The organism is Faecalibacterium hominis (ex Afrizal et al. 2022), from assembly GCF_049545105.1.
Lineage (GTDB): Bacteria > Bacillota > Clostridia > Oscillospirales > Ruminococcaceae > Faecalibacterium > Faecalibacterium duncaniae.
This window is the reverse complement of the sequence record NZ_CP186860.1, coordinates 1,891,334-1,913,641: the sequence shown is the minus strand read 5'-3', so window position 1 is coordinate 1,913,641 and position 22,308 is coordinate 1,891,334. Positions and strand designations below refer to the sequence as shown.

Here is a 22,308-nt window from a genome sequence, read left to right as displayed (position 1 = left end):
TTCTTTCCTTTGGAGGATTCCATGAACGATTTGACTTTACAAAAAGCCCGTGCCTACGAGGCCGAGCACGGCGCTGCCATTACCCCGGCGGAACGCCCTGCTTACCACATGACCCCCTATGTGGGCTGGCTCAATGACCCCAACGGCTTCTCCTACTATAAGGGGCAGTATCATCTGTTCTATCAGTATAATCCCTACGATGTGCGGTGGGCGCCCATGCACTGGGGTCACGCCGTCAGCACCGACCTGCTGCACTGGGAGTATCTGCCCTGTGCACTTGCCCCGGATTCCCCGGTGGACAACGGCCCCGGCTGCTTCTCCGGCTCTGCCACCGAGATGGATGACGGCAAGCAGCTGCTGATGTACACCAGCGTGATTGCAGAAAAGCAGCCCAATGGGGAGATGCGGGATATCCAGACCCAGAGCATTGCCATCGGTGACGGTCTCAACTACGAAAAGCCCGCCTGCAACCCGGTGCTGACCCAGAAAGACCTGCCGGAAGGCTTCAGCAGGTTCGACTTCCGGGACCCCAAGATCTGGCGTGAGGCCGACGGCACCTACTCTGTCGTTACCGTCTGCCTGACCGAGGACGGCAGCGGCGCAGCGGCACTGTTCCAGAGCAAGGACGGTTTCGACTGGCACTTTGTCACGGTGCTGGAACGCTGCAATAATCAGTACGGCAAAATGTGGGAGTGCCCGGACTTCTTCCCGCTGGATGGCAAGCAGGTCTTGATGCTGGGACCCATGGAGATGCTGCCCAAGGGCGAGTTCCACAACGGTCACAACGTGATTGCCTTCATCGGCAGCTACGACCAAGCCACCCACACTTTCACCAAGGAAAATGTGCAGCTGATGGACGGCGGCATCGACTTCTACGCCACCCAGACCACCCTTGCCCCGGATGGCCGCCGGATCATGACCGCATGGCTGCAGACCTGGTCGGACACCGAGGATAAGCCCCAGGGCTGCAAGTGGTTCGGGCAGACCATCTGCCCCCGGGAGCTGCACATCAAGGACGGACGCATTCTTCAGACCCCCGTGCGGGAGCTGGATGCCGTCCACGGTAAGCGCACCTTCCACGAAAATGTGACGGTGCAAAGCGAAACTTCTCTGGAAGGCATCAAGGGCCGTGTGGCCGATTTGACCGTCACGGTGCAGCCCGGCGAATACCGCTCCTTCACCCTGAAACTGGCTGTTGACGCAGACCATCACACCAGCCTGACCTACGATCCCTACACCTCCGAGCTGACGCTGGATCGCAGCTATGCCGGTTCCCGTGCCGACATCGTTCACCGCCGCAGCTGCAAGGTGCGCAGCCAGAACGGTGCGCTCAAGCTCCGCATCCTGCTGGATAAGAACAGCATCGAAGTTTTCGCCAACGATGGTGAGCAGACCATGACCGCGTGGATCTACACCCCCCAGTCTGCCGACGGCATCACCTTTGCTGCCGATGGCAAAGCAACTGTTACGGCAGAACAGTTTGAGCTGAATCTGTAACCTGATATTCCCATCATTTCTCCTTCATTGAATACAGCCCCGCTTTGGCTTCTCCTTCGCCAAAGCGGGGCTGTGTTTTTGTATGGGTTCTATGCGTTCTGCCCCCGTTCCGGGGGCTTTTTTGTGTCCGGGAGGCAGCGTTTTCTGAAAACGCAGCCAAACTGCAAAAAAAGTTACAATTTTCTCATCAAAAAAGGCGGTTTCCCATTGACAGCCTTGTTATAATAGGAGTGTAAGATTTTTGAGCCAGCACTCTGCGGCTCTGATTGCTGAACGGCCCTTGCGGGCTTTTGGAAAAAGAAAGAGGCATACAGCATTATGACGAATATCGATATTTTCTCCGGCTTCCTTGGTGCCGGCAAGACGACCCTGATCAAGAAGCTCATCAAGGAATCCTTTGCGGGCCAGAAGGTGGTCCTGATCGAAAACGAGTTCGGTGAGATCGGCATCGACGGCGGCTTCCTGAAGGAGTCCGGCATCCAGATCAACGAGCTGAACGCAGGCTGCATCTGCTGCTCTCTGGTGGGCGATTTCCGTGCCGCTCTGCAGCAGGTGGTGGAGCAGTACCACCCCGACCGCATCGTCATTGAGCCCTCCGGTGTGGGCAAGCTGAGCGATGTCACCCGCGCTGTGGAGGGTGTGGCTGAGCATCTGGATGTGAAGCTGAACAGCTTTGTCACCGTGGCCGATGTCAACAAGGTCAAGATGTATATGAAGAACTTCGGTGAGTTCTATGATGATCAGATCAGCCACGCAAGCTGCATCATCCTGAGCCGCACCCAGACCGCCAGCGAGGAGAAGATCGCCGCTGCGGTTGCCATGCTGCGCGAGAAGAACCCCACCGCAACCATCGTGACCACCGCATGGGATTCCCTGACCGGTGAGCAGATCCTGAAGGCCATGTCCTCCAAGGACGATTTCAAGGCAGAGCTGATCGCCATGGCTGCCAAGGCCAATGAGAAGCACGCCGAGGAGGACGAGGAAGAAGAGCACGAGCATCATCACCATCATTACGATGAGAACGGTGTGTGCAGCTGCGGCCATCACCACCATGATCACGATGACGATGACGACGATGATGAGGACGAGCACGAGCATCACCACGACCACGAAGAGGATGACCACGAGGACCACTGCTGCCACCACCATCACGACCACGACCATGAGGATGACGATGACCATGATGAGCATGAGCATCATCACCACGATGAGGACGGCCACTGCTGCTGCGGCCATCACCACCATCACCACGATCACGATGCCGATGAGGTGTTCACCAGCTGGGGTGTCGAGACGGCCAAGAAGTTCAGCAAGGCAGACATCGAGCATGCACTGACCGAGCTGGACGGCGGCAAGTACGGCATGATCCTGCGCTCCAAGGGCATCGTGGACGGCGGTGCCGACGGCTGGCTGGAGTTCGATTACGTCCCCGGCGAGTGGGAAGTGCGTCAGCGCGGTGCCGACGTGGGCGGCAAGCTGGTCGTCATCGGCTCCAAGCTGGACGAAAAGGCCATCGCCGCACTGTTTGGCTGCTGAGCTGCAAGTTGTGTAAGGAGAAAAACCGATTATGGCAAACGAGATCCCGGTTTACCTGTTTGTGGGCTTCCTCGAAAGCGGCAAGACCAAGTTCATTCAGGAGACCTTTGAAGACCCCAATTTCGACTCTGGCGACAAAACCCTGCTGCTGGTCTGCGAAGAGGGCGAGGAAGAATATAACGAGAAGAAGTTCGCCTTCCCCGGCGTGACCCTCAAGGTCCTTGAGGATAAGGCGGAGCTGAACCCCCAGAATCTGGCCAGGCTCGAAAAAGAATCCGGTGCAGGCCGTGTGGTCATTGAGTACAACGGCATGTGGCTGCTGCAGGATCTGGCCAACAACCTGCCCGAGAACTGGATCGTCTACCAGTGCATCGCCACGGCCGACGGCACCACGGCCCTGACCTACGCCCGCGACAACTCCATGCGCTCTCTGCTGCTGGACAAAATCGCCCGCAGTGAGCTGATCGTGTTCAACCGCGCCGAGGCCGTGAACAACGATGCCGCCCGTCAGGAGCTGCACAAGCTGGTGCGTCAGGCCTCCCGCAAGTGCGATATCGCCTATGAGTTCGCCGACGGCAGCGTGGCATACGATGACATCCCCGACCCGCTGCCCTTCGATCTGAACGCCCCGATCGTTGAGATCGGCGAGGACGATTTCGGCATCTGGTATATGGACTGCCAGGACGAGCCCCAGAAGTATGTGGGCAAGACCGTCCGGTTCCTGGCGCAGGTCTGCCAGACCAACCGCGCTGGCAAAAACAGCTTTGTGCCCGGCCGTTTTGCAATGACCTGCTGTGTGCAGGATATCCAGTTCGTGGGCTTCCCCTGCAGCTATGATGGCTACAAGGCACTGGAGCAGCGCGCCTGGGTCACTGTGACCGCCAAGGTCAATTACAAGTTCCACAACATCTACCGCGGCAAGGGCCCGGTGCTGACCGCTATCTCGGTGGAGCCCGCCGAAAAGCCGCAGAACGATGTCGTAACATTCTCTTAAATCCTATCTTATACAGGGAGGACTTCACCATGAAAACTCTGTTCCGTGTTCTGGGTGCCGCTGCCGCTGTGGCTGTTACCGGTGCCGCCATCGTCGTGCTGGACAAAGTTCTGAACGACAAGGACCCGCTCCACGTCGAAAACGTGGAGTTCCCCGAGGAAGCTGAAAAGGACCCCGCCGAGGCCGAAAAGACTGCCGAAGCCTACGCCGAGGGCGAGGCCAAGGAGACCGCTCCCGGTGACGCATGGCCCCCTGCCTTTGAAAAGGCTCCTGCCGAGCCCGAGACTGCTCCTGCAGCCCCGGTGGTGGAAGCTGCCCGGGCAGAGGAGCCTGCCGAGGAAAAGCCTGCGGCAGAGGAAACGACCGTGAATCCTGTGGAGGCAGGCCCTGCCGTTGCCCCCAAGGATGAGAACGGCAAGTTCGATACCACCAAGATCGCGGAGGCCAGCGATTTCACCGGCATCGAAGAGGAATCCGGCTGCAAGAGCTGAGCAAAGCAATAAAAGGACGCTGTACCGCAGGGCACAGCGTCCTTTTTCTGTCTGGGTCATTTCCGCAGGGCTTTGGCGGCTTCGGTGCCTGCCACGGCACCCTCGTACACGGCCTTGGCGACCTGCAGCAGCCCGCCGGTGCAGTCTCCGGCGGCATACAGGCCGGGCAGGGAGGTCTGCATGTGGTCATCCACCACGATCCGGCTGCCGTTCACCTCGGCTCCCAGCTTGCGGGCCAGGGCAGTGCTGCCTGCCACGCCCAGCGCCACGAACACGCCGGAGACTTCCAGTGTCCCGCCGTCTTTCAGCTGCACGCCGGTGACCCGCTCTTCACCGAGGATGGCTTCCACGGCTTCCGTCCGCACGGCCACTTCCGGCGGGAACTGTGCCGTCAGCGGGGCTCCGCCCGTGAGCAGGGTGACGCTATGGGCCACGGGCAGCAGGGCCTGTACCTCATGCAGGGCGTACTCTCCACTGCCCAGCACGGCCACATCCCTGCCGCGGTAGAAAAAGGCATCGCAGGTGGCGCAGTAGCTCACGCCGTGGCCCTCCAGCCCGGCAAGGCCCGGAATGCGGGGCGCTGCCCGGGAAGCCCCCGTGGCCAGAATGACGGCATCGGCAGGGAAATCCCCGGCCAGCGTCTCCACGGTCAGCTTGTCGGTGTAGGTCAGGCCCACGGCCTCGGTGGTGACGAACTCCACCCCCACGGCCTTGGCACCCTCGATGCTCCGGCGTTCCAGCTCGGCACCGGTGATGGGTTCGGCAAAGCCGTAGTAGTTCTGGATGAGCTCGGCCCGGTCCAGTGCGCCGGGGCCCTTGGTCAGAACGGTGGTCTGCACCCCGGCGCGCGCGGCATACAATGCCGCCGAGACACCTGCGGGGCCGGAACCGATAATCACAATGTTAGACATGGCAGTTTCTCCTTGTGGTAGGTTTGCTTTTGTCCAACCTCTCCGTCATTGCTTCGCAATGCCACCTCTCCTAGTAGGAGAGGCCTTGGCAAAGAGGCAAGGCTTTACGCAATGCCAAGGGCTCCCCTACTAGGGGAGCTGTCGAGCGGATGCGAGACTGAGGGGTTGTACAAAGGACGGATTGATCTTATGATAACTATTATACCTCAACTCCCCGCACTTTTCATCTCCGATGAACTGTGCTATACTGAAAATATCGCAAAAATCGACACCATGGAGGGGAAAAACCTATGTCCAAGCAGCGACTGCTTTTTATCACCACCGGCGGCACCATTGCCAGCGTGCGCACCGCACAGGGGCTCAAGCCTGTTCTGACCAGCGAGGAGCTGCTGGCCCATCTGCCGGAATTGCAGCAGCTCTGCTGCCCGGAAACGCTCAACCTGTGCAGCATCGACAGCACCGACCTTGGCCCGGAGCACTGGCTGATGATGGCCAAGGCCGTGCAGGAAAACTATGCGCTTTACGATGGCTTCATCATCTGCCACGGCACCGATACGCTGGCCTACTCGGCGGCGGCGCTGTCCTACCTCATTCAGAATGCGGACAAGCCCATCATCCTCACGGGTGCCCAGCAGCCCATTTCCAACGAGATCACCGATGCCAAGAAGAACCTGCGGGACAGCGTGATCTGTGCCCTTGACCCGGGCAGCCGGGGTGTGATGGTGGTGTTTGGCGGGCACGTCATTGCGGGCACCCGCGCCAAGAAGAACAAGACCATCAGCTACGATGCCTTTGCGTCGGTCAACTTCCCGGCGCTGGCGCTGGTGCAGGGCGACCGGCTGGTACGGTATGTGGCTTCGCCCTGGCCCACCGGCCCTGTGGAGTTTGGCCGGGCGCTGAACCCAAAAGTGTTCCTGCTCAAGCTGACCCCCGGCCTTGGGCCGGAGCTTATCCCGGCTATCTTTCAACAATATGACTGTGTCATTGTGGAAAGCTTTGGCGTGGGCGGCATTCCCCAGCGGCTCATGGATGCCTTTGCCGAGGAGCTGGGCGATTACGACCAGACCCACAAGATCCTGATCCTGACCACGCAGGTCACTTATGAGGGCAGCGATGTGGGCATTTACGAGGTGGGCAAGCGGGTCAAGAATCGCTTCCGCTTCCTGGAGGCCCACGATATGACCATTGAGGCCGTTGTCACTAAGGTCATGTGGCTGCTGGCCCAGGACTGCGAGAATTTTGACCAGCTCCAGCAGCGGTTCTACCGGCAGATCAATTTTGATACATTCTATCATTGAAACAAACGGGAGATGCCCCACCGGCACCTCCCGTTTCTGTTTGAAAACTTTTTGTCCGCCACTCGTGGACTTTTGGCGAATCAGGACAAAGTTTTGCCAAAAGGCTTGCACTTTGATGCTTTACTGTGGTAAAATCGAAGCGTACTTTCATTTGGAAAGACAAGGGGGAAAAAGTATATGACCAACATCTGCATCATCGCCACCATCATCATCTATCTGGTGGCAATGCTGTTGGTTGGGTTTGCATACAGCAAGTCCAACAACGACAGCACCGATTTCTACCTTGGCGGCCGCAAAATGGGCCCGCTGGTCACGGCCATGAGCGCCGAAGCCAGCGATATGTCCAGCTGGCTGCTGATGGGAATGCCGGGCCTTGCCTACCTCACCGGCATCGCCTCGCCCGGCTGGACCGCCATCGGCCTGGCGCTGGGCACCTGGCTGAACTGGCTCATCGTGGCCCGGCGGCTGCGGCGGTATTCGGCCAATCTGGAAGCCATCACCGTGCCGCAGTTCCTGTCCCTGCGCTTCCACGACCAGCGCAATCTGCTCAACGCACTGGGCGCGGTGATCATCATCGTGTTCTTTGTGCCCTACACGGCTTCGGGCTTTGCCGCCTGCGGCAAGCTGTTCCACAGCCTCTTCGGCGTGGATTACATGGCGGCCATGGTGGTCTCGGCCTGCGTCATCGTGGGCTATACCATCACGGGCGGCTTCCGCGCCGTTACCACCACCGACCTCATCCAGTCCATCGTGATGAGTCTGGCCCTTGTGGCTGTGCTGGTGTACGGCATTGGCGCGGCAGGCGGCTGGGATGCCGTTGTAGCCAACGCCCAGAGCCTGCCCGGTTACCTGACCATGATGGCCAGCCACAACGCCGCCGAGGGCACGGCCACCTCGTACAGCCTGCTGGACATCGTCTCCACCATGGCGTGGGGCCTGGGCTACTTCGGAATGCCCCACATCCTGCTCCGCTTCATGGCCATTGAGGATGAAAAGAAGCTGGTACTCAGCCGCCGCATTGCCAGCGTGTGGGTCGTCATTGCCATGACCGCCTCCATCATCATCGGCATGGTGGGCCTTGGCATGACCAAGGCAGGCGCGCTGGAGTACCTGAGCGGCTCCTCCAGCGAGACGGTCATCGTCCGCATTGCAAACCTCATTGCACAGCACGGCATTCTGGCAGCCGTTCTGGCGGGCCTGATCCTGGCGGGCATCCTTGCCGCCACCATGTCCACCGCCGACAGCCAGATGCTTGCCGCCGCGTCCAGCGTCTCCCAGAACATCCTGCAGGAGTTCGGCCACATGAAGCTGACCGAACGCCAGAGCCTGTTTGCCGCCCGCCTGACCATCATCTGTGTCAGCGTGGTGGGCGTGGTGCTGGCCCGTGACCCCAATTCCAGCGTGTTCGGCATCGTCAGCTTTGCATGGGCCGGTTTCGGCGGCGCGTATGGTGCCGTGATGCTCTGCGCCCTGTTCTGGAAGCGCTGCAACTGGCAGGGTGCGCTGGCCGGGATGCTCGCCGGCGGCCTGATGGTCTTTGTCTGGAAGTACCTCATCAGTCCGCTGGGCGGCGTGTTCAGCATCTATGAGCTGCTGCCCGCCTTCCTGACCTCGCTGCTCGTCTGCATGGTGGTCAGCCTGGTCACCCCCGCCCCCTCGAAGGAGATCGAAGCCGAGTTTGAGGCGGCGAAATAAGAAGCAATAGAAAGCAAGGGCCATTGCACAGATTCTCGTGCAATGGCCCTTGCTTTATGTTCGGCGCACAACGCCATTCTCAACAAAGAAAAGATTCGGCTAAGAAAAAATATTTTGCATACAAAAAAAGAAAAGATTGCTTGTGCAGAATCACGAAAACGCTGCACGAATTAAAGAATACAACAAGAAATACTTTTAAATCGTAAATTATTCAGGCGGAATCGTAAAAAAATTCTAACATTTTGGAAAGAGATGCCGTATCATGGATTCATAAATATGCATACGGCTTGCGGGCGGTGTGCCAAAATTGTCCGGAAAATTCAGAAAGGAGTATTTTCATGGGGAAATCAACAGTGGATGCGTCTGCAGGGTTTGGATTGCGTGATAAACTTGCATACGCAGCGGGTGACTTTGGCTGCAATATGAGTTTTGCACTCAAAGGCTACCTGACGATTTATTGGACGCAGTTTATGGGGATCGACAACTACCTGATGGCATCCCTTCTGCTGATCGTGCAGATCTGGGACGCAATCAACGATCCGATTATCGGAGCAATGGTAGATGCGGATACGCATAAATACCGCCGGAACAAGTTCCTTGCCTATATCTGGTTCGGTGCGATCGGACTGACCGTGGCCGGTGCACTTTGCTATCTGCCGTTCCCGCAGGCTCCCGGTATGGTCAAGAATATTCTGTTTGTGGCAGGCTATATGATCTGGGATGCTTTCTACACCGTTGCAAATGTGCCGTATGGCTCGATGCTGTCTCTGATCTCGGATGACCCGATCCAGCGTGCACAGCTGTCGACTTTCCGCTCCATTGGTTCTATGGGCGGTGCGCTTCTGACCGGTATGCTGATTCCGGTGATCATTTATGATAACCAGAACAACCTGCGTGGTGAGCAGATGTTTGTCATTGCTCTGATCATGGGTGTGATCGGTCTGATCTGCTTCCGCTTTATGGTCACGAACACAAAGGTGCGTGTGGACACCACGATCACTCTGAAAGAGGATGCACCGAAGTTCAACATCGTGAAGGCGTTCAACAACTTTATCCATAATCGCCCGGCTGTGGGCGCAACGCTGGCACCTATCGCAACGTTTATTGGTATGTATGGTGCCTCTACTGCAGGTCAGATCCTGTTCCAGGCTTATTTCAAGAATGCAAAGATCTCCGGCCTTGTGGGTATGATCTCCTACTTTGGCGTTTTCATCTTCAGTCCTTTTGTGAGCCGTATCGTCAAGCGCTTTGGCAAGAAAGAAGCTGTGACCTTTGGTTCAGTCGTCTGTGCGCTGGCGTACGTCCTGATGCTGGTTCTGCCCATCACACCGGACGGCCGGGGCCTCAGCCTTTATGTCCTGTGTCAGGTCATTGCAATGCTGGGCGGTGGCATCGGAAGCTGCCTGAGCTGGTCTCTGATGGCAGATGCGATCGATTATAACGAGTGGAAATTTGGTGTGCGAGAAGAAGGCACTACCTATGCACTGCACTCCTTCTTCCGTAAGCTTGCACAGGGCATCGGACCTTCTCTGGGCCTTGTTCTGGCAACCAAACTGGGCTATGATGCATCTCTGAAGGCTGCACAGACGATCGAAGTGGCAACCCGGATGCGCTATCTGGTGCCGGTCATGTATCTGGGAAGCTATATCGTGATGATCATTGCGTACGGCGTGGTGTTCAATCTGGACAAAAAGACCCTGGCGCAGATGGAAAGCGATCTGAAAGAACGCCGGGCAAAGAACGAAAAGTAAATGATCTTATAATCAGAGGAATAGAAGAACGGGGAAACTTCTGATAAGATGATAGAAAGCCCTCCTTTCGCTTGAGCGACGGGAGGGCTTTCTTTTTTTCAGTTGATCAGAATCGCCATCATCTCAGCGCAGGGGATCGCGAAGCCGAACCCGAAGAAGAACAGCAGATCGAGCACAAACTTCCAGAGCCGGACAGCAGGGGAGCAGAAGTTCATGGAGCGGGTGACGGAGGCACCTATCTCACCCCAGTGTCGGTAGTAGCCGGTCTGCTCAAAGTTGTTCCAGAGCTCCAGCGAGAGAAATTCTATCCCGACGAACAATGGGAAAAACACCCAGGAGGGAAGCCAGCCGTCTGCCTGCAGGTTCCCATTGCTCAGGGTACGCCAGTGGACGGCCATCCGGCCCGGGCAGGCGAGGATGCCCCAGATGGCCAGTGCGGCACTGAGCCAAAACAAAACTGCCCGTACCGAGCGCCAGTCAATGGATTGTTGACGGCGCAGCAGGGTAAAGAAATCTTCCAGCGGGACTTCCGGTGCAATATCTGCTTCCTGCGGGTCACGGCAGTGCATCAGGTCGGCAAGGGTCAGCCCCAGCGCGTCGGCCAGTGGTTCCAGCGTGTTGATGTCCGGCAGGCCGACCCCCGTTTCCCTTAATTAAAGATATCACTTACTAAGTGTAACCCACGCTTACAATATTTGACATGATATTTCACAAAAAGCTTTTCTATAACCTGTTCAATGTCACAAAATTCAAAGACACGCTTTATAAACTCTTGATTACTATTACGGTTAACGATATAATTAGCTTGGACGAATCAATGTGTACGATTCTCCATGCCGAACGGTTTCGTGAAGCATCAACCTCATCGTAAATGAGCTTTCATAGTGACTAAGCCACATAGCATAGCTGCTTCCTATGAATAGTTTCACGCACAAAAAAAGGAGATTTCTCATGGAAACTGAACACCTTGGTAATGCGTATTTAGCCGATGTGACAATCAATTTGGATAAAGGGCACATATTCGAAGCGGAGGTTCTATGAAAGACTATGTGCAAGGGGGAACCCTTACAGAAGTTACAGATTTAATACTTTTGTCCCTTTATGAACCAAGGCATGGATATGCAATCATTCAATTTGTTGAGGAAGTAACAAACGGAAGGGTATTATTAGGAGCAGGGACATTATATGGTGCTCTATCCTCGTTAGAACAAAAAGGATGGATTAAATTACAAAGCACTGAAAGTACAAGCAGAAAAAAAGTATATTTAATAACACCTTCTGGAAAGGAGGCTGTCCAAACCGAAATAGATCGACTTCATCAATTAATCGACTTAGCGGAAAGGATTTCAAAGGAGATTTAATATGCGCTACAAAAAGGTACGTTTTTTTGGTTGTCTATTATCCTTACAAGAGAAATGGCTTAATAGAATGTCCCAACAAGGGTATCACTTAATAAATACATCACGGGCTATCTATGAGTTTGAAACATGCACTCCGGGGGAATATCAATATAAGATTGATTATATTGGTCACAGGAGTCGTGAAAGCTCAGACAAGTATGTTGAATTTCTTCAAAGCTTAGGATACGTTGTTTTTTTCAAGAACATTAATCTAAACTACTCTCTTGCCAAAGTACAATTTCGTCCGTGGGCTGAATCAGGTGGAAAGCTATCAACGCCTAAGACGACACTTAACAAAGAATTATTGATTGTCGAAAAAAAGAATGATGGAAAGCCATTTGAATTATATACTACCCTTGAAGATAAACTAGCTTTGTATAAATCAGCACAGTCGGCGTGGATATTCTTTTTTTTCATCTTTATGATTATGGCTGTGCTTATGAAATCTTTCATCTATAGTGCGTTAGCAATCACATGCCTTATCATCGTTATTGTCTATTGGTTTCCAATTTATAAGATTATTAAAGAGCGTCGAACAAGGGAAGATTAGCTTTTGTTCTCTATCGTAATTCACTCAATTTAATACAATCTCTCTGCCTATTCATATAAACCACCACGGCAATTCCAGCCACAGGTTATCCATAGCCTGTTCCTCGGTCTTTTGGGCGCGGCCTTTCGTCAGGTGAAAGTATATCGCCGTGCCGATCAGCGGATGTTCCTCGCCATCGGTGAAGCCATAGCGGTACAGCAGATAGGTCTGCTCCCGTTGGGTCAGCCGTTTCAGGCCATCGTACAGCTCCCGGCGCGATTCCTGTTCCTCTATAATGCTCTGCGGCTGCATGGCATAAGGGTCGGCTATGGCTTCAATGCGCCGCAGTTGTTCCTCTCCCGGCAGAACATCGTCCAGCGAAACGCGCTGGTAGCAGACGCCGTCCTTGTCCTCCGTCACCATCCGCTGCTCAAAAGCGGCAAAGGCATCCCGCACCATGTCCATCATGGCGTTGCGGATGGCAGGAGCCGCATAGGTCAGGAACTTCATGCCGCGCGCTGCATCGAACTTCGGCACAGCTTTCCATAAGCCCAGATTGCCCGCCTGTTTCAAATCGTCCGTGTCAAGGTTCAGGCCGGACTGTGCCAGATTCATGCTGCGGAAAAGGTCATTTGCCACCTTGCCAATAAAGGACTTGTTGTTTTCGATCAGGCTGTCCAGTGCGGTGGCATCCCCTTTCTGTGCCAGCGCACAAAGCCGTTCATTCGTCTGCTTCATGGGCGTTTTCCTGCTCTGCGGCAGACTGCAAGATTCCCAACAGACCGCTTCGCAGCTGTTCCAGTGCTTCCGGCGTGGCTCCTTTCATGCCCGAAACGCTGTCCAACATTGCATCCGTCAACTGCTCTGCCGTGATCGTTGGGTGCTGCACATCCTGCCCTTTGGTCAATTCGGTGAACATCTTCTCTGCCACTTTCTTGCTCATGGCTTCCTGTTCGGCGTAATGGCTCCCGATGCCCTTTTTAATTTCTTTGACCGTTGCCATGAAGTACATCTCAATATCATCAAGGTCGCCTTGGTACACGGGCTTTCTCCGAAGGCTGATGTCCTTTGCGGCTTTGGCTGCCTCCGGGGTCTTGACCCTTGTACGCAGCAGGGTGCTCAATGTCGTGAGCATGGCGTTCTGTGCCGCAATACCGGACGCAAAGGTATCATCAAAATACTGCGCTATGCGGTAAGTAAGCTCTGCGAAACGGGCATTTTCCAGCAGCAGATTGACTACCTCTGTATTGATACGCCCCGTGTAGAGGTTCTTTGCGGCTTCTACGGACAAACCCAGTTCGGCAATGTCATAATTCTTGCGATCGGGGATGTTGGTTTCTCCCAGCAGGAAATCTGTGGACACGTTGAACAACCTTGCGATCTTCAACACCTGCTCATGGGTCAGGGTTCCTTTCGCACCACTGATAAAACGGCTGATAGTGCTTTTGGAGCAGCCGATTTCCTTGGCAAGCTCCGGTTGGCTGATATTGTGCTCTTTCATCAAGTCCGCAAGACGGACGTTGGACGGTGCGGGCAGATATTCCTGTGCCATGTGGTCGGCCCTCCTTTTTGAGCTTTTTCCTCATTATAATACGCTCTGCCGTTTTGTTCAATATACGGTTTCCTCTCTGCCCTTGCTGTTGCAACTCTGCAACCAGTAAGGGCTTTTTTCTTTTTCCGTTGCAGTTCTGCCGCTTTTTCGCCTTTTCTGCAAAATTTTCCGTATATTCAGGCAGGAAGCAAAAAACACCAGAGTTCCCACGCTAGGGACTCTGGTGCAACGCACGAAACAAAGGAGGAATGCCCTTGAGCCTGTATCAAACTGTCAAGTCCGCCATCACCGTTCGGCAGGTGGGAGAGATGTACGGCATGGAGCCAGACCGCCATGGCATGGTGTGCTGTCCATTCCATTCCGACAGCGACCCCAGCATGAAGCTGAACGACACCTATTATTATTGCTTTGGCTGTGGAGCCAACGGAGATGCCATCGACCTCACCGCCAAGCTGTTCGACCTGAACCCCCGGCAAGCCGCCGAGAAGCTGATAAATGACTTCGCGTTTGCGAAGCAATGCAGTCCCCAGTGGGGACTGCAAGTGACAGAGCGGTCTTGCGTCAGCAAGATGGAGGGGCCCCGCCCCGACAAGCTCTGGCTTGACCCGGACAAGCCGCCCGCCAATGCCATCGCTCTGCCGCCGCCCAAGCGTGGCCTGACAGACGAGCAGTGGGCAGACATCGCCTACTGCCTGCGGGTGCTGACCGATTATCTCGACCTGCTGCACGACTGGCGAGAGCGCTACAAGCCCACCACCCCGGAGGAGCCGCTGGACGAGCGGTTCGTGGAAGCTCTCCACATGACCGAGACCGTCGAGCACCTGACGGACTGCGTTGCATTTGGGACACCCCAGCAGAAAGCCGCTGCCGCCGCACAGCTGCTGTCCGGGTCGTACCTGCTGATGCTGGAGGAGCGCACCGACCGCCTTGCTCTGGCAAAGTGCGCCTGATAATTTATTCACCCGAAGTGGTGGGTCTCACCGTGAGACCTACCACTTCACTTTCCTAAAGTAGAACCACCACATGAAGAAAAACATTTCCCGCAATCCCTTATGGCCGGACTGGTACAACGGTAAGAAGATCGATGAAGTCCAGTTTGGCCGTGCCTTTCTGGAACAGTGGCCGCTGAAATGCGTCAACGGTACGCTGTACACGCTGGACGGCCCGGTGGAAGACGAAAGCGAGATCAAGCAGCGCATCTTGGAGAACATCGAGGAATATGTCACCTCTGGCCTGTCCAAAAAGGTCACCAACATTCTGGAGACCATCAAGCTGCTGGCTTTTTCCGACCCGTTCCCCATCGAACAGGACTGCATCCACCTCCAGAACGGCGTGTACCATCTGCCGGACGGCTCTTTTCAGGAGAGCCGCCTGTTCTGCCAGAACCGCCTACCTGTGAGGTATGACCCCAAAGCCGCCAGCCCTGACCGCTGGCTAACTTTCCTGCACGAGCTGCTGGACGATGCTGACATTCCAACCTTGCAGGAGTATCTGGGCTACTGCCTCGATCCCCAGCACCAAGGGGCAGAAGATGATGCTCATTGTCGGCAAGGGCGGCGAGGGCAAATCTCGCATCGGGCTGGTACTGAAACGGCTCATGGGAGATGCCGCCAGCAACGGCAGCGTCCAGAAAGTGGAGAACAACCGTTTTGCCCGCGCCGATCTGGAACGCCGCCTGCTGATGATCGATGATGATATGGATATGAACGCCCTGCCCAAGACGAATTATATCAAGACCATCGTGACCGCCGAGGCCAAGCTGGACTTGGAGCGCAAGGGTGTCCAGAGCTACCAGCGGGACATCTACGCCCGGTTCCTCTGCTTCGGCAACGGTGCGTTGACCTCGCTGTACGACCATTCGGATGGCTTCTTCCGCCGCCAACTCATCCTGACCACCAAGGACAAGCCTGCTGACCGCACGGACGACCCTTTCCTTGTGGAGAAGATGTGCGCCGAATTGGAGGGCATCCTGCTCTGGTGTCTGGAAGGGCTGCACCGGCTGGTGCAGAACAACTTCCGCTTCACGGTCAGCGAACGAGCCGCCGCCAACGTGGACACCATCAAACGCAGCAGCAACAATGTCATCGACTTCATGGAATCCGAGGGCTACTTCCGCTTCAAGGCGGACTACTCCATCAGTTCCAAGGAGTTCTACGACATTTATAAGCAGTGGTGCGAGGACAACGCATGCCACAGCGTATCGGCGATCCGTTTCAGCGCCGAACTGCGCCAGAATGACCGCCGCTATAACCTTGAAGCCACCAACAACATCTATCTGCCCGGTGGCCGCAGGGTGCGGGGTTTTGTAGGCATCGAACCGCTTGTCCACCCCTGCCCGTAAAAAGTGCATTTTTCACAGAAGAAGTTCGTACAACCTGTACGGTCTGTACTTGTACGCATCTGTACGGCGAATTAAAGCGTTTTAAAACGTGTTATCGTTTATATTTCGCATTTCCGTACGTCGTACGAACCGTACAGGTTATTTGAAGTCCGTACGCAATTTTTTCAGATGCGTACGGAGCAATCAAGTTCGCATTGTGCGAACTTGATTGTAGCTCTCCCGCAGGAGGCGTTCCCCCTCGGAGAGTCCTCGAAGAGCCCACTACACTTTGCAGCCCATAGGGATGAAAGTGTTATAGTGGGTTATTACACTTCCGAAGAAGTGCATCTTCGTTCCCCGTCACCTTTCGATGAACCTTGAAAGGAGGGATGCCCTTTGGCAAGAAACGATGGCGTTGACCGCACCAGTGTCCGGAATCTCGCCGTTTCGGACAAGGCCGTTGGCAACACCCAGCAGCACAATGAGCGTGAAAAGGACAGCTATCGGAACCCCGACATTATCCCCCAGCGCACTGCATGGAACGTCCACTTCAAAAAGCCAACTGCCAGCTACACCGACCTATTCGCCCAACTGGAAGCCGCCGGAACCATCTCCACGCGCGGCTTGAAGCCGGATGCCACCCATTACTGCGAGCTTGTCTTTGATGTCAACTCGGCCTACTTTGACAACCACGGCGGCTACGAGTTCGCCAAGCAGTTCTATGAGGATGCCTACCAAGCTGCCGTTCAAATCGTGGGCGGTGAGCAGTATATCCTCTCGGCAGTCATGCACGCCGATGAGATCAACCGTGCCATGACCGAAGCATTAGGCCGCGAAGTTTACCACTACCACCTCCATGTGGTCTATGTACCTGTGGTGGAAAAGCAGATCCTGTGGTCGAAACGCTGCAAGGACAAGGCACTGGTCGGCACCGTCAAGGAGACTGTCATGCAGGTCAGCCGGAGCAAGAAGTGGGCATCCAAACCTCTGCTGGACGAATCGGGAAAGCCTGTTTTGCAAAAGAACGGCAAGCCTATCCTGAAGAAGTCGTACAGCGTCTTGCAGGACAACTTCTTCAATTTTATGCGCGCTGCCGGGTACACCGATATAGAGCGCGGCGAACGTGGCAGCACCGAAGAACACCTGACCGTCACCCAGTTCAAAGTTCAACGGGAGCAGGAACGGCTGGACAGCCTGACCGCCCAGATTGACCAGAAAGAGCAGCACCTCATCCAAACCAACAAAACCCTCTCCAAGACCGAAAAGGAACTTGCCGCTGTGCAGAAAAAGGCCACGCTCACAAAAGAAGCCCTCATTCATGCGCGTGATCTGGATTATATCGGCAAGCGCACCTTTCTCGGCAACTACTCGCTGACCGAAGAAGAATTTTCCAAACTGAAAAAACAGGCTGACCACGGCTATATGATGGACGTGGAGAACCGTCGCCTGAAAGAAGAACTTTCCACGGCCAAGAAGGAGGCCGTTCGTTGGAGCAACAAGTACCACGACCTGTGGTACGACGTGAAACCCTATCTGGATGCTATGCGCCGTGCGCCAGAACTGGTGCGCGGTTTTCTGGAAAAGATTCTTGCCCCCAAGCAGGAGTGCACCATGAATGTGCCACAGCGAAACCGCAGGCATGGGCAGGATATGGAACTTTGATTTTCGGAGGATACTGAATGGATAATAGAAGCACTGATATGATGAACGATGCGATTGACCTTTGCTCCTGTTATGAGCCTATTTGTGAACCACCTGTCAATTTACTCGAAGAATGGCAGGATTCGGAGTACGCGGGTCCCGAACCTACTCTTGAGAACACGTCTTACTATGTTAAAGAGCCAGACGGTACGCTCTATTTTTACTGTGGCAACACCAAAATCAAAATGACCGAACATTTCGCAGAAAATGGAAAATCAGTCGGCACACTGCTGGAAGATGTGATTCAGTATTCAGCTAACCGATGCGCCTGATGATAAAAACGAATTGAATCCAGCCCACACTTACGGTATAATGGAAGCAGAAGTATTGTAAGCGTGGGCTGTTTCTTTTAAGAAGGAGGCTCTACTATGAAACAGCCTAACAATACGATGATCTATAACACTGCACTGTACCTTAGACTAAGCCGTGACGATGAATTGCAGGGTGAAAGCGGCAGCATCCAGACCCAGCGCATGATGCTTCGTCAGTATGCAGAGGAACACGGGTTGACCGTTGTTGGCGAATATATCGATGATGGTTGGTCTGGCACCAACTTTGACAGACCGGGCTTTCAACGGATGATCGACGATATTGAGGAAGGCAAAATCAACTGCGTTGTAACAAAGGATTTATCCCGTTTAGGTCGAAACTATATTCTGACAGGTCAGTACACGGAGATCTACTTTCCGAGTAAAGGTGTCCGCTATATTGCTGTCAACGATAATGTGGACACTCTCAACGGCGAAAGCGAACTCGCTCCGTTCCTGAACATCCTGAATGAGATGCACGCTCGCCAGACCAGCAAAAAAGTCAAGGCCGCTATGCGGACAAGATTTGCGAACGGTGCGCACTATGGTGCATACGCTCCTCTGGGATATATCAAAGACCCCGACAAGTCAGGGCATCTTCTGGTAGACCCGGAAACGAAGTGGATCATTGAGAAAATCTTTGATCTTGCGGTGCATGGACACGGTGCGGCCAGCATCACCCATATTTTAGTAGATGAAAAGGTTCCCACTCCCGGCTGGTTGAATTTTCAGCGGTATGGCACATTTGCTAACATCTATGCAGGAGCGTCGGAAGAGAAGTCCTACGCATGGACGGTAGCGCAGGTCAAAAGTATCCTGAAAGAAGAAACCTATATCGGTCACAGCGTTCACAATAAGCAGAGCAACATCTCTTTCAAGAACAAGAAAAAGGTGCGGAAGCCGCAGGAGGAATGGTATCGTGTGGAGAACACCCACGAAGCTATTATCTCTGCGGATGTGTTCCGACAGGTGCAGGAGCAGATTGCTCATCGCCGTAGAAAACAGAAAGACGGAACAACGCAAATCTTTTCCGGGCTTGTAAAATGTGCGGATTGCGGCTGGTCGATGGCCTATGGTATGAATAAGCAGAACAAAAAGCCCTACGGCTATTACCATTGCAGCAAAAACGGACAGGGCTTTCACCAATGTTCCATGCACTATATTCGATATGATGTGCTGTACACCTATATTCTGGCAAGAGTGCAGTATTGGTCGCAGCAAGCACAGCAGGATGGAGATAAACTCTTGCAGCGTTTACTGAATGCCAGCGACAAAGAACGCAACACCGCCAAGAAAAAACAGACTGCCGAACTCAAAAAGGCCACAAAGCGTAAGGCAGAGGTGGACAACCTGTTCGCCAAAATGTATGAGGACTGGTCTGTTGGACGTATTACGGAGTACAATTTCAATATGCTGTCCGAAAAGTATCAGGCAGAACAGCATGAACTGGACGAAAAGATTCAAGAACTTCAAGCCGAACTTGATGCAGCCGTTCAGACCGCTGTTGACGCTGAAAAGTGGATTGAGTTGATGAAAAAGTACGTCAACCCCACACAATTGACCGCCGAACTTCTAAATGCTCTGATTGAAAAGATTCTCATTCACGAAGCTGTCAAGCATGAAGATGGCACCAGAGAACAGGAAGTTGAAATTTTTTACCGTTTTATCGGCAAAGTCGAGTGACGCATTATAAAAGGGTGTGCAATCGAACGGTTGCACACCTAGTACATAACCAATATCTTTAAGTGAGGGATTCTCCGCGTTCCCATCGGCTGACAGCCTTATCTGTTACATGCAGCTGCTGGGCCAGCTCTGCCTGTGTTAATCCCTGTGACTTGCGCATCCGGGCGAGAAATGCCCCGAACGTTTTCGCATCCATTGTGCTCACATCCTTTGGAAAAAGGATAGCATACCACGCACCAAAAGGCAATCGACGCTTTGTTTACCTGCTCCAAAACACAAATCCCCCACTGCCTGTTCGGTCAATGGACAGGCAGCGGGGGATATTTTATATGGAGTTCAGAAGAAAAATGCTGGGATCAGAGCTTACAGCTGGGGGCCGGCAGAGACCAGAGCCTTGCCGTGCTCGTTACCCTCGTACTTCTTGAAGTTCTTGATGAAGCGGCCAGCCAGATCCTTGGCCTTCTCCTCCCACTGGGAAGCGTCGGCGTAGGTATCGCGGGGATCCAGGATGCCGGTGTCAACACCGTTCAGGACGGTGGGAACCTCGAAGTCGAAGTAGGGGATCTTCTTGGTGGGCACGTTGTTGATATCGCCGTTCAGGATAGCGTCGATGATGCCACGGGTGTCCTTGATGGAGATGCGCTTGCCGGTGCCGTTCCAGCCGGTGTTGACCAGGTAAGCCTTAGCGCCGCTCATCTTCATCTTCTTGACCAGCTCCTCAGCGTACTTGGTGGGGTGTAGCTCCAGGAAAGCCTGGCCGAAGCAAGCGGAGAAGGTGGGGGTGGGCTCAGTGATGCCGCGCTCGGTGCCAGCCAGCTTGGCGGTGAAGCCGGACAGGAAGTAGTACTGGGTCTGCTCGGGGCTCAGGATAGAGACGGGAGGCAGAACGCCGAATGCGTCAGCAGACAGGAAGATGACATTCTTTGCAGCAGGTGCAGAAGAGATGGGGCGGACGATGTTCTGGATGTGGTTGATGGGGTAGGACACACGGGTGTTCTCGGTGACAGACTTGTCAGCGAAGTCGATGTGGCCCTCAGCATCCAGAGTGACGTTCTCCAGCAGAGCGTTGCGCTTGATGGCGTTGTAGATATCAGGCTCGGAGTCCTTATCCAGGTTGATGACCTTTGCGTAGCAGCCGCCCTCGAAGTTGAACACGCCGTTGTCGTCCCAGCCGTGCTCGTCATCGCCGATCAGCAGACGCTTGGGATCGGTGGACAGGGTGGTCTTGCCGGTGCCGGACAGACCGAAGAAGATGGCGGTGTTCTCGCCGTTCAGGTCGGTGTTGGCGGAGCAGTGCATGGAAGCAATGCCCTTCAGCGGCAGGAAGTAGTTCATCATGGAGAACATGCCCTTCTTCATCTCGCCGCCGTACCAGGTGTTGACGATGACCTGCTCCTTGCTGGTGATGTTGAACATAACAGCAGTCTCGGAGTTCAGGCCCAGCTCCTTGTAGTTCTCGACCTTGGCCTTGGAAGCGTTGTAAACAACGAAATCAGGCTCAAAGTTCTCCAGCTCCTCAGCGGTGGGCTTGATGAACATGTTGGTGACGAAGTGTGCCTGCCAGGCCACTTCCATGATGAAACGGACAGCCATGCGGGTGTCCTTGTTTGCGCCGCAGAAAGCATCCACAACGTACAGGCGCTTGTTGGACAGCTCCTTCTTTGCAATCTCCTTCACGGCAGCCCAGGCTTCCTCAGAAGCGGGGTGGTTGTCGTTCTTGTACTCGTCGCTGGTCCACCAAACGGTGTTCTTGGAGTTCTCGTCCATCACGATGAACTTGTCCTTGGGGGAACGGCCGGTGTAGATGCCGGTCATAACGTCCACAGCGCCCAGCTCGCTGACCTTGCCCACTTCGTAGCCTTCCAGGCTGGGCTTGGTCTCTTCCTCGAACAGCTGCTCGTAAGAGGGGTTATACACGACCTCGGTCGTGCCGGTAATGCCGTACTTGCTCAGATCTACCTTTGCCATGATACTTATACCTCTTCTTTCGTTCAGATCAATTCTGATCGCGCGACGCACAGGCCCTTAGCCAATGGGCAGCGCGGGCGATGAAGAAATACAGATGCGTATTCTCCTGTTTATCATTATACATAAAAACATTCCAAAATCAACCAGAGGGAACAAAAGGTTCTTATAAATGTAACAAATTTCATTCAGAATCTTAGCTGTTTGAAGTGATTTCATAAGAAGGAAGGGGAACCGCGGCGAACAAAATAAAGAAAAGAGACCCAAAACACAACTTTGATAATATTTTGTCGATTCTGGATGCAACTGGGTATCCCAGAGCGGAAAAACCGGGGCGGGAGGCCCGCAGCACAAATTTCTGAAAAACTTGAAATTTCCTGTTGACAAAGTACGACTGCTATGCTAAAATAATCGAGTCGGGAGCGAAACCCCGATGCGAAAATGGACGTATGGCCCGTTGGTCAAGCGGTTAAGACAGAGGCCTCTCACGCCTTTAACATCGGTTCGATTCCGGTACGGGTCACCATTTTATAGTAGTAAAACGGCTGTATGCCGTTTTATATAGATGCCTCTTTAGCTCAGTCGGTTAGAGCACCTGACTGTTAATCAGGGTGTCGCCTGTTCGAGTCAGGCAAGAGGCGCCAGTAAAGCGATGGAAATGTTCCATCGCTTTTTTC

At 54.3% G+C, this 22,308-nt stretch carries 19 protein-coding genes, 2 tRNA genes and 1 pseudogene; 16 read left to right on the top strand and 6 right to left on the bottom strand.

Translation table 11 applies throughout. The features are described from left to right. The first annotated feature begins 21 nt into the window (after positions 1 to 21). The 4 genes from ACKXGA_RS09330 to ACKXGA_RS09315 all read left to right on the top strand — a co-directional run bounded on the left by ACKXGA_RS09330 (position 22) and on the right by ACKXGA_RS09315 (position 4,518). Complete coding sequence (locus ACKXGA_RS09330; protein WP_423729347.1) at positions 22 to 1,497, top strand: glycoside hydrolase family 32 protein; 1,476 nt, start codon at positions 22 to 24, stop codon at positions 1,495 to 1,497. Between the two features lie 318 nt (positions 1,498 to 1,815). Then, positions 1,816 to 3,033 carry a GTP-binding protein gene (locus ACKXGA_RS09325; protein ID WP_423729346.1) on the top strand — a complete coding sequence of 406 codons (1,218 nt, stop codon included), beginning with the start codon at positions 1,816 to 1,818 and terminating at the stop codon, positions 3,031 to 3,033. Positions 3,034 to 3,064: 31 nt separating this feature from the next. Next, positions 3,065 to 4,027 (top strand): GTP-binding protein, encoded by a 963-nt coding sequence (locus ACKXGA_RS09320; protein WP_098924119.1) that lies wholly within the window; start codon positions 3,065 to 3,067, stop codon positions 4,025 to 4,027. Positions 4,028 to 4,056: 29 nt separating this feature from the next. Continuing rightward, positions 4,057 to 4,518: a hypothetical protein gene (locus ACKXGA_RS09315; protein WP_186851183.1), complete on the top strand. Its 462-nt coding sequence runs from the start codon at positions 4,057 to 4,059 to the stop codon at positions 4,516 to 4,518. A gap of 56 nt (positions 4,519 to 4,574) precedes the next feature. On the opposite strand, the gene ACKXGA_RS09310 is transcribed toward ACKXGA_RS09315, so the two are convergent. Further along, positions 4,575 to 5,429, bottom strand: a complete 855-nt coding sequence (locus ACKXGA_RS09310; protein WP_423729345.1) for an NAD(P)/FAD-dependent oxidoreductase — start codon at positions 5,427 to 5,429, stop codon at positions 4,575 to 4,577. 290 nt (positions 5,430 to 5,719) lie between these two features. On the opposite strand from ACKXGA_RS09310, the gene ACKXGA_RS09305 reads away from it, so the two are divergent. The 3 genes from ACKXGA_RS09305 to ACKXGA_RS09295 all read left to right on the top strand — a co-directional run bounded on the left by ACKXGA_RS09305 (position 5,720) and on the right by ACKXGA_RS09295 (position 10,173). Continuing rightward, positions 5,720 to 6,727 carry an asparaginase gene (locus ACKXGA_RS09305; protein ID WP_423729344.1) on the top strand — a complete coding sequence of 336 codons (1,008 nt, stop codon included), beginning with the start codon at positions 5,720 to 5,722 and terminating at the stop codon, positions 6,725 to 6,727. A 177-nt stretch (positions 6,728 to 6,904) separates the two neighbouring features. Beyond that, entirely contained in the window at positions 6,905 to 8,422 is a 1,518-nt protein-coding gene (locus ACKXGA_RS09300; RefSeq protein ID WP_423729343.1) for a sodium/proline symporter, read from the top strand. 338 nt (positions 8,423 to 8,760) lie between these two features. Continuing rightward, positions 8,761 to 10,173 (top strand): MFS transporter, encoded by a 1,413-nt coding sequence (locus tag ACKXGA_RS09295; protein WP_423729342.1) that lies wholly within the window; start codon positions 8,761 to 8,763, stop codon positions 10,171 to 10,173. Positions 10,174 to 10,271: 98 nt separating this feature from the next. Here the strand turns inward: ACKXGA_RS09295 and ACKXGA_RS09290 are convergent, their stop codons facing one another. Beyond that, positions 10,272 to 10,742, bottom strand: a complete 471-nt coding sequence (locus ACKXGA_RS09290) for an XRE family transcriptional regulator (protein ID WP_423729341.1) — start codon at positions 10,740 to 10,742, stop codon at positions 10,272 to 10,274. A 468-nt stretch (positions 10,743 to 11,210) separates the two neighbouring features. Here ACKXGA_RS09290 and ACKXGA_RS09285 point away from each other — a divergent pair, with 468 nt between their 5' ends. Beyond that, entirely contained in the window at positions 11,211 to 11,534 is a 324-nt protein-coding gene (locus tag ACKXGA_RS09285; protein WP_097782885.1) for a PadR family transcriptional regulator, read from the top strand. Position 11,535: 1 nt separating this feature from the next. Then, complete coding sequence (locus tag ACKXGA_RS09280; RefSeq protein ID WP_097782884.1) at positions 11,536 to 12,123, top strand: DUF2812 domain-containing protein; 588 nt, start codon at positions 11,536 to 11,538, stop codon at positions 12,121 to 12,123. Positions 12,124 to 12,174: 51 nt separating this feature from the next. Here ACKXGA_RS09280 and ACKXGA_RS09275 read toward each other — a convergent pair whose 3' ends face one another. Together ACKXGA_RS09275 and ACKXGA_RS09270 are read right to left on the bottom strand one after the other, a co-directional pair. Further along, positions 12,175 to 12,840: a sigma-70 family RNA polymerase sigma factor gene (locus ACKXGA_RS09275; RefSeq protein WP_423729340.1), complete on the bottom strand. Its 666-nt coding sequence runs from the start codon at positions 12,838 to 12,840 to the stop codon at positions 12,175 to 12,177. Then, the gene (locus tag ACKXGA_RS09270) at positions 12,824 to 13,654 is read right to left on the bottom strand and encodes a helix-turn-helix domain-containing protein (RefSeq protein ID WP_423729339.1); all 831 of its coding nucleotides are present in this window, start codon (positions 13,652 to 13,654) and stop codon (positions 12,824 to 12,826) included. Before ACKXGA_RS09270 ends, ACKXGA_RS09275 begins: the two co-directional genes overlap by 17 nt. Positions 13,655 to 13,962: 308 nt before the next feature. On the opposite strand from ACKXGA_RS09270, the gene ACKXGA_RS09265 reads away from it, so the two are divergent. From ACKXGA_RS09265 to ACKXGA_RS09245, 5 genes and pseudogenes are all read left to right on the top strand, one after another. Beyond that, positions 13,963 to 14,604 (top strand): CHC2 zinc finger domain-containing protein, encoded by a 642-nt coding sequence (locus ACKXGA_RS09265; RefSeq protein WP_423730397.1) that lies wholly within the window; start codon positions 13,963 to 13,965, stop codon positions 14,602 to 14,604. 73 nt (positions 14,605 to 14,677) lie between these two features. Continuing rightward, positions 14,678 to 15,995, top strand: a pseudogene (locus ACKXGA_RS09260) (DNA primase family protein). 375 nt (positions 15,996 to 16,370) lie between these two features. Beyond that, the gene (locus tag ACKXGA_RS09255; protein ID WP_349152153.1) at positions 16,371 to 17,636 is read left to right on the top strand and encodes a plasmid recombination protein; all 1,266 of its coding nucleotides are present in this window, start codon (positions 16,371 to 16,373) and stop codon (positions 17,634 to 17,636) included. A gap of 17 nt (positions 17,637 to 17,653) precedes the next feature. After that, positions 17,654 to 17,947, top strand: a complete 294-nt coding sequence (locus ACKXGA_RS09250) for a hypothetical protein (RefSeq protein ID WP_097782879.1) — start codon at positions 17,654 to 17,656, stop codon at positions 17,945 to 17,947. Positions 17,948 to 18,043: 96 nt separating this feature from the next. Then, positions 18,044 to 19,666 (top strand): recombinase family protein, encoded by a 1,623-nt coding sequence (locus ACKXGA_RS09245; protein ID WP_349152154.1) that lies wholly within the window; start codon positions 18,044 to 18,046, stop codon positions 19,664 to 19,666. A 58-nt stretch (positions 19,667 to 19,724) separates the two neighbouring features. On the opposite strand, the gene ACKXGA_RS09240 is transcribed toward ACKXGA_RS09245, so the two are convergent. Together ACKXGA_RS09240 and pckA are read right to left on the bottom strand one after the other, a co-directional pair. Next, complete coding sequence (locus tag ACKXGA_RS09240; protein ID WP_197037336.1) at positions 19,725 to 19,862, bottom strand: helix-turn-helix domain-containing protein; 138 nt, start codon at positions 19,860 to 19,862, stop codon at positions 19,725 to 19,727. A gap of 167 nt (positions 19,863 to 20,029) precedes the next feature. Next, positions 20,030 to 21,634 (bottom strand): phosphoenolpyruvate carboxykinase (ATP), encoded by a 1,605-nt coding sequence (gene pckA, locus ACKXGA_RS09235; RefSeq protein WP_117477095.1) that lies wholly within the window; start codon positions 21,632 to 21,634, stop codon positions 20,030 to 20,032. 448 nt (positions 21,635 to 22,082) lie between these two features. Between pckA and ACKXGA_RS09230 the strand changes: the two genes are divergently transcribed. Beyond that, a tRNA-Glu gene (locus tag ACKXGA_RS09230) sits at positions 22,083 to 22,157 on the top strand. A gap of 41 nt (positions 22,158 to 22,198) precedes the next feature. Next, positions 22,199 to 22,275 (top strand) — tRNA-Asn (locus tag ACKXGA_RS09225). The last annotated feature ends 33 nt before the right edge of the window (positions 22,276 to 22,308 follow it).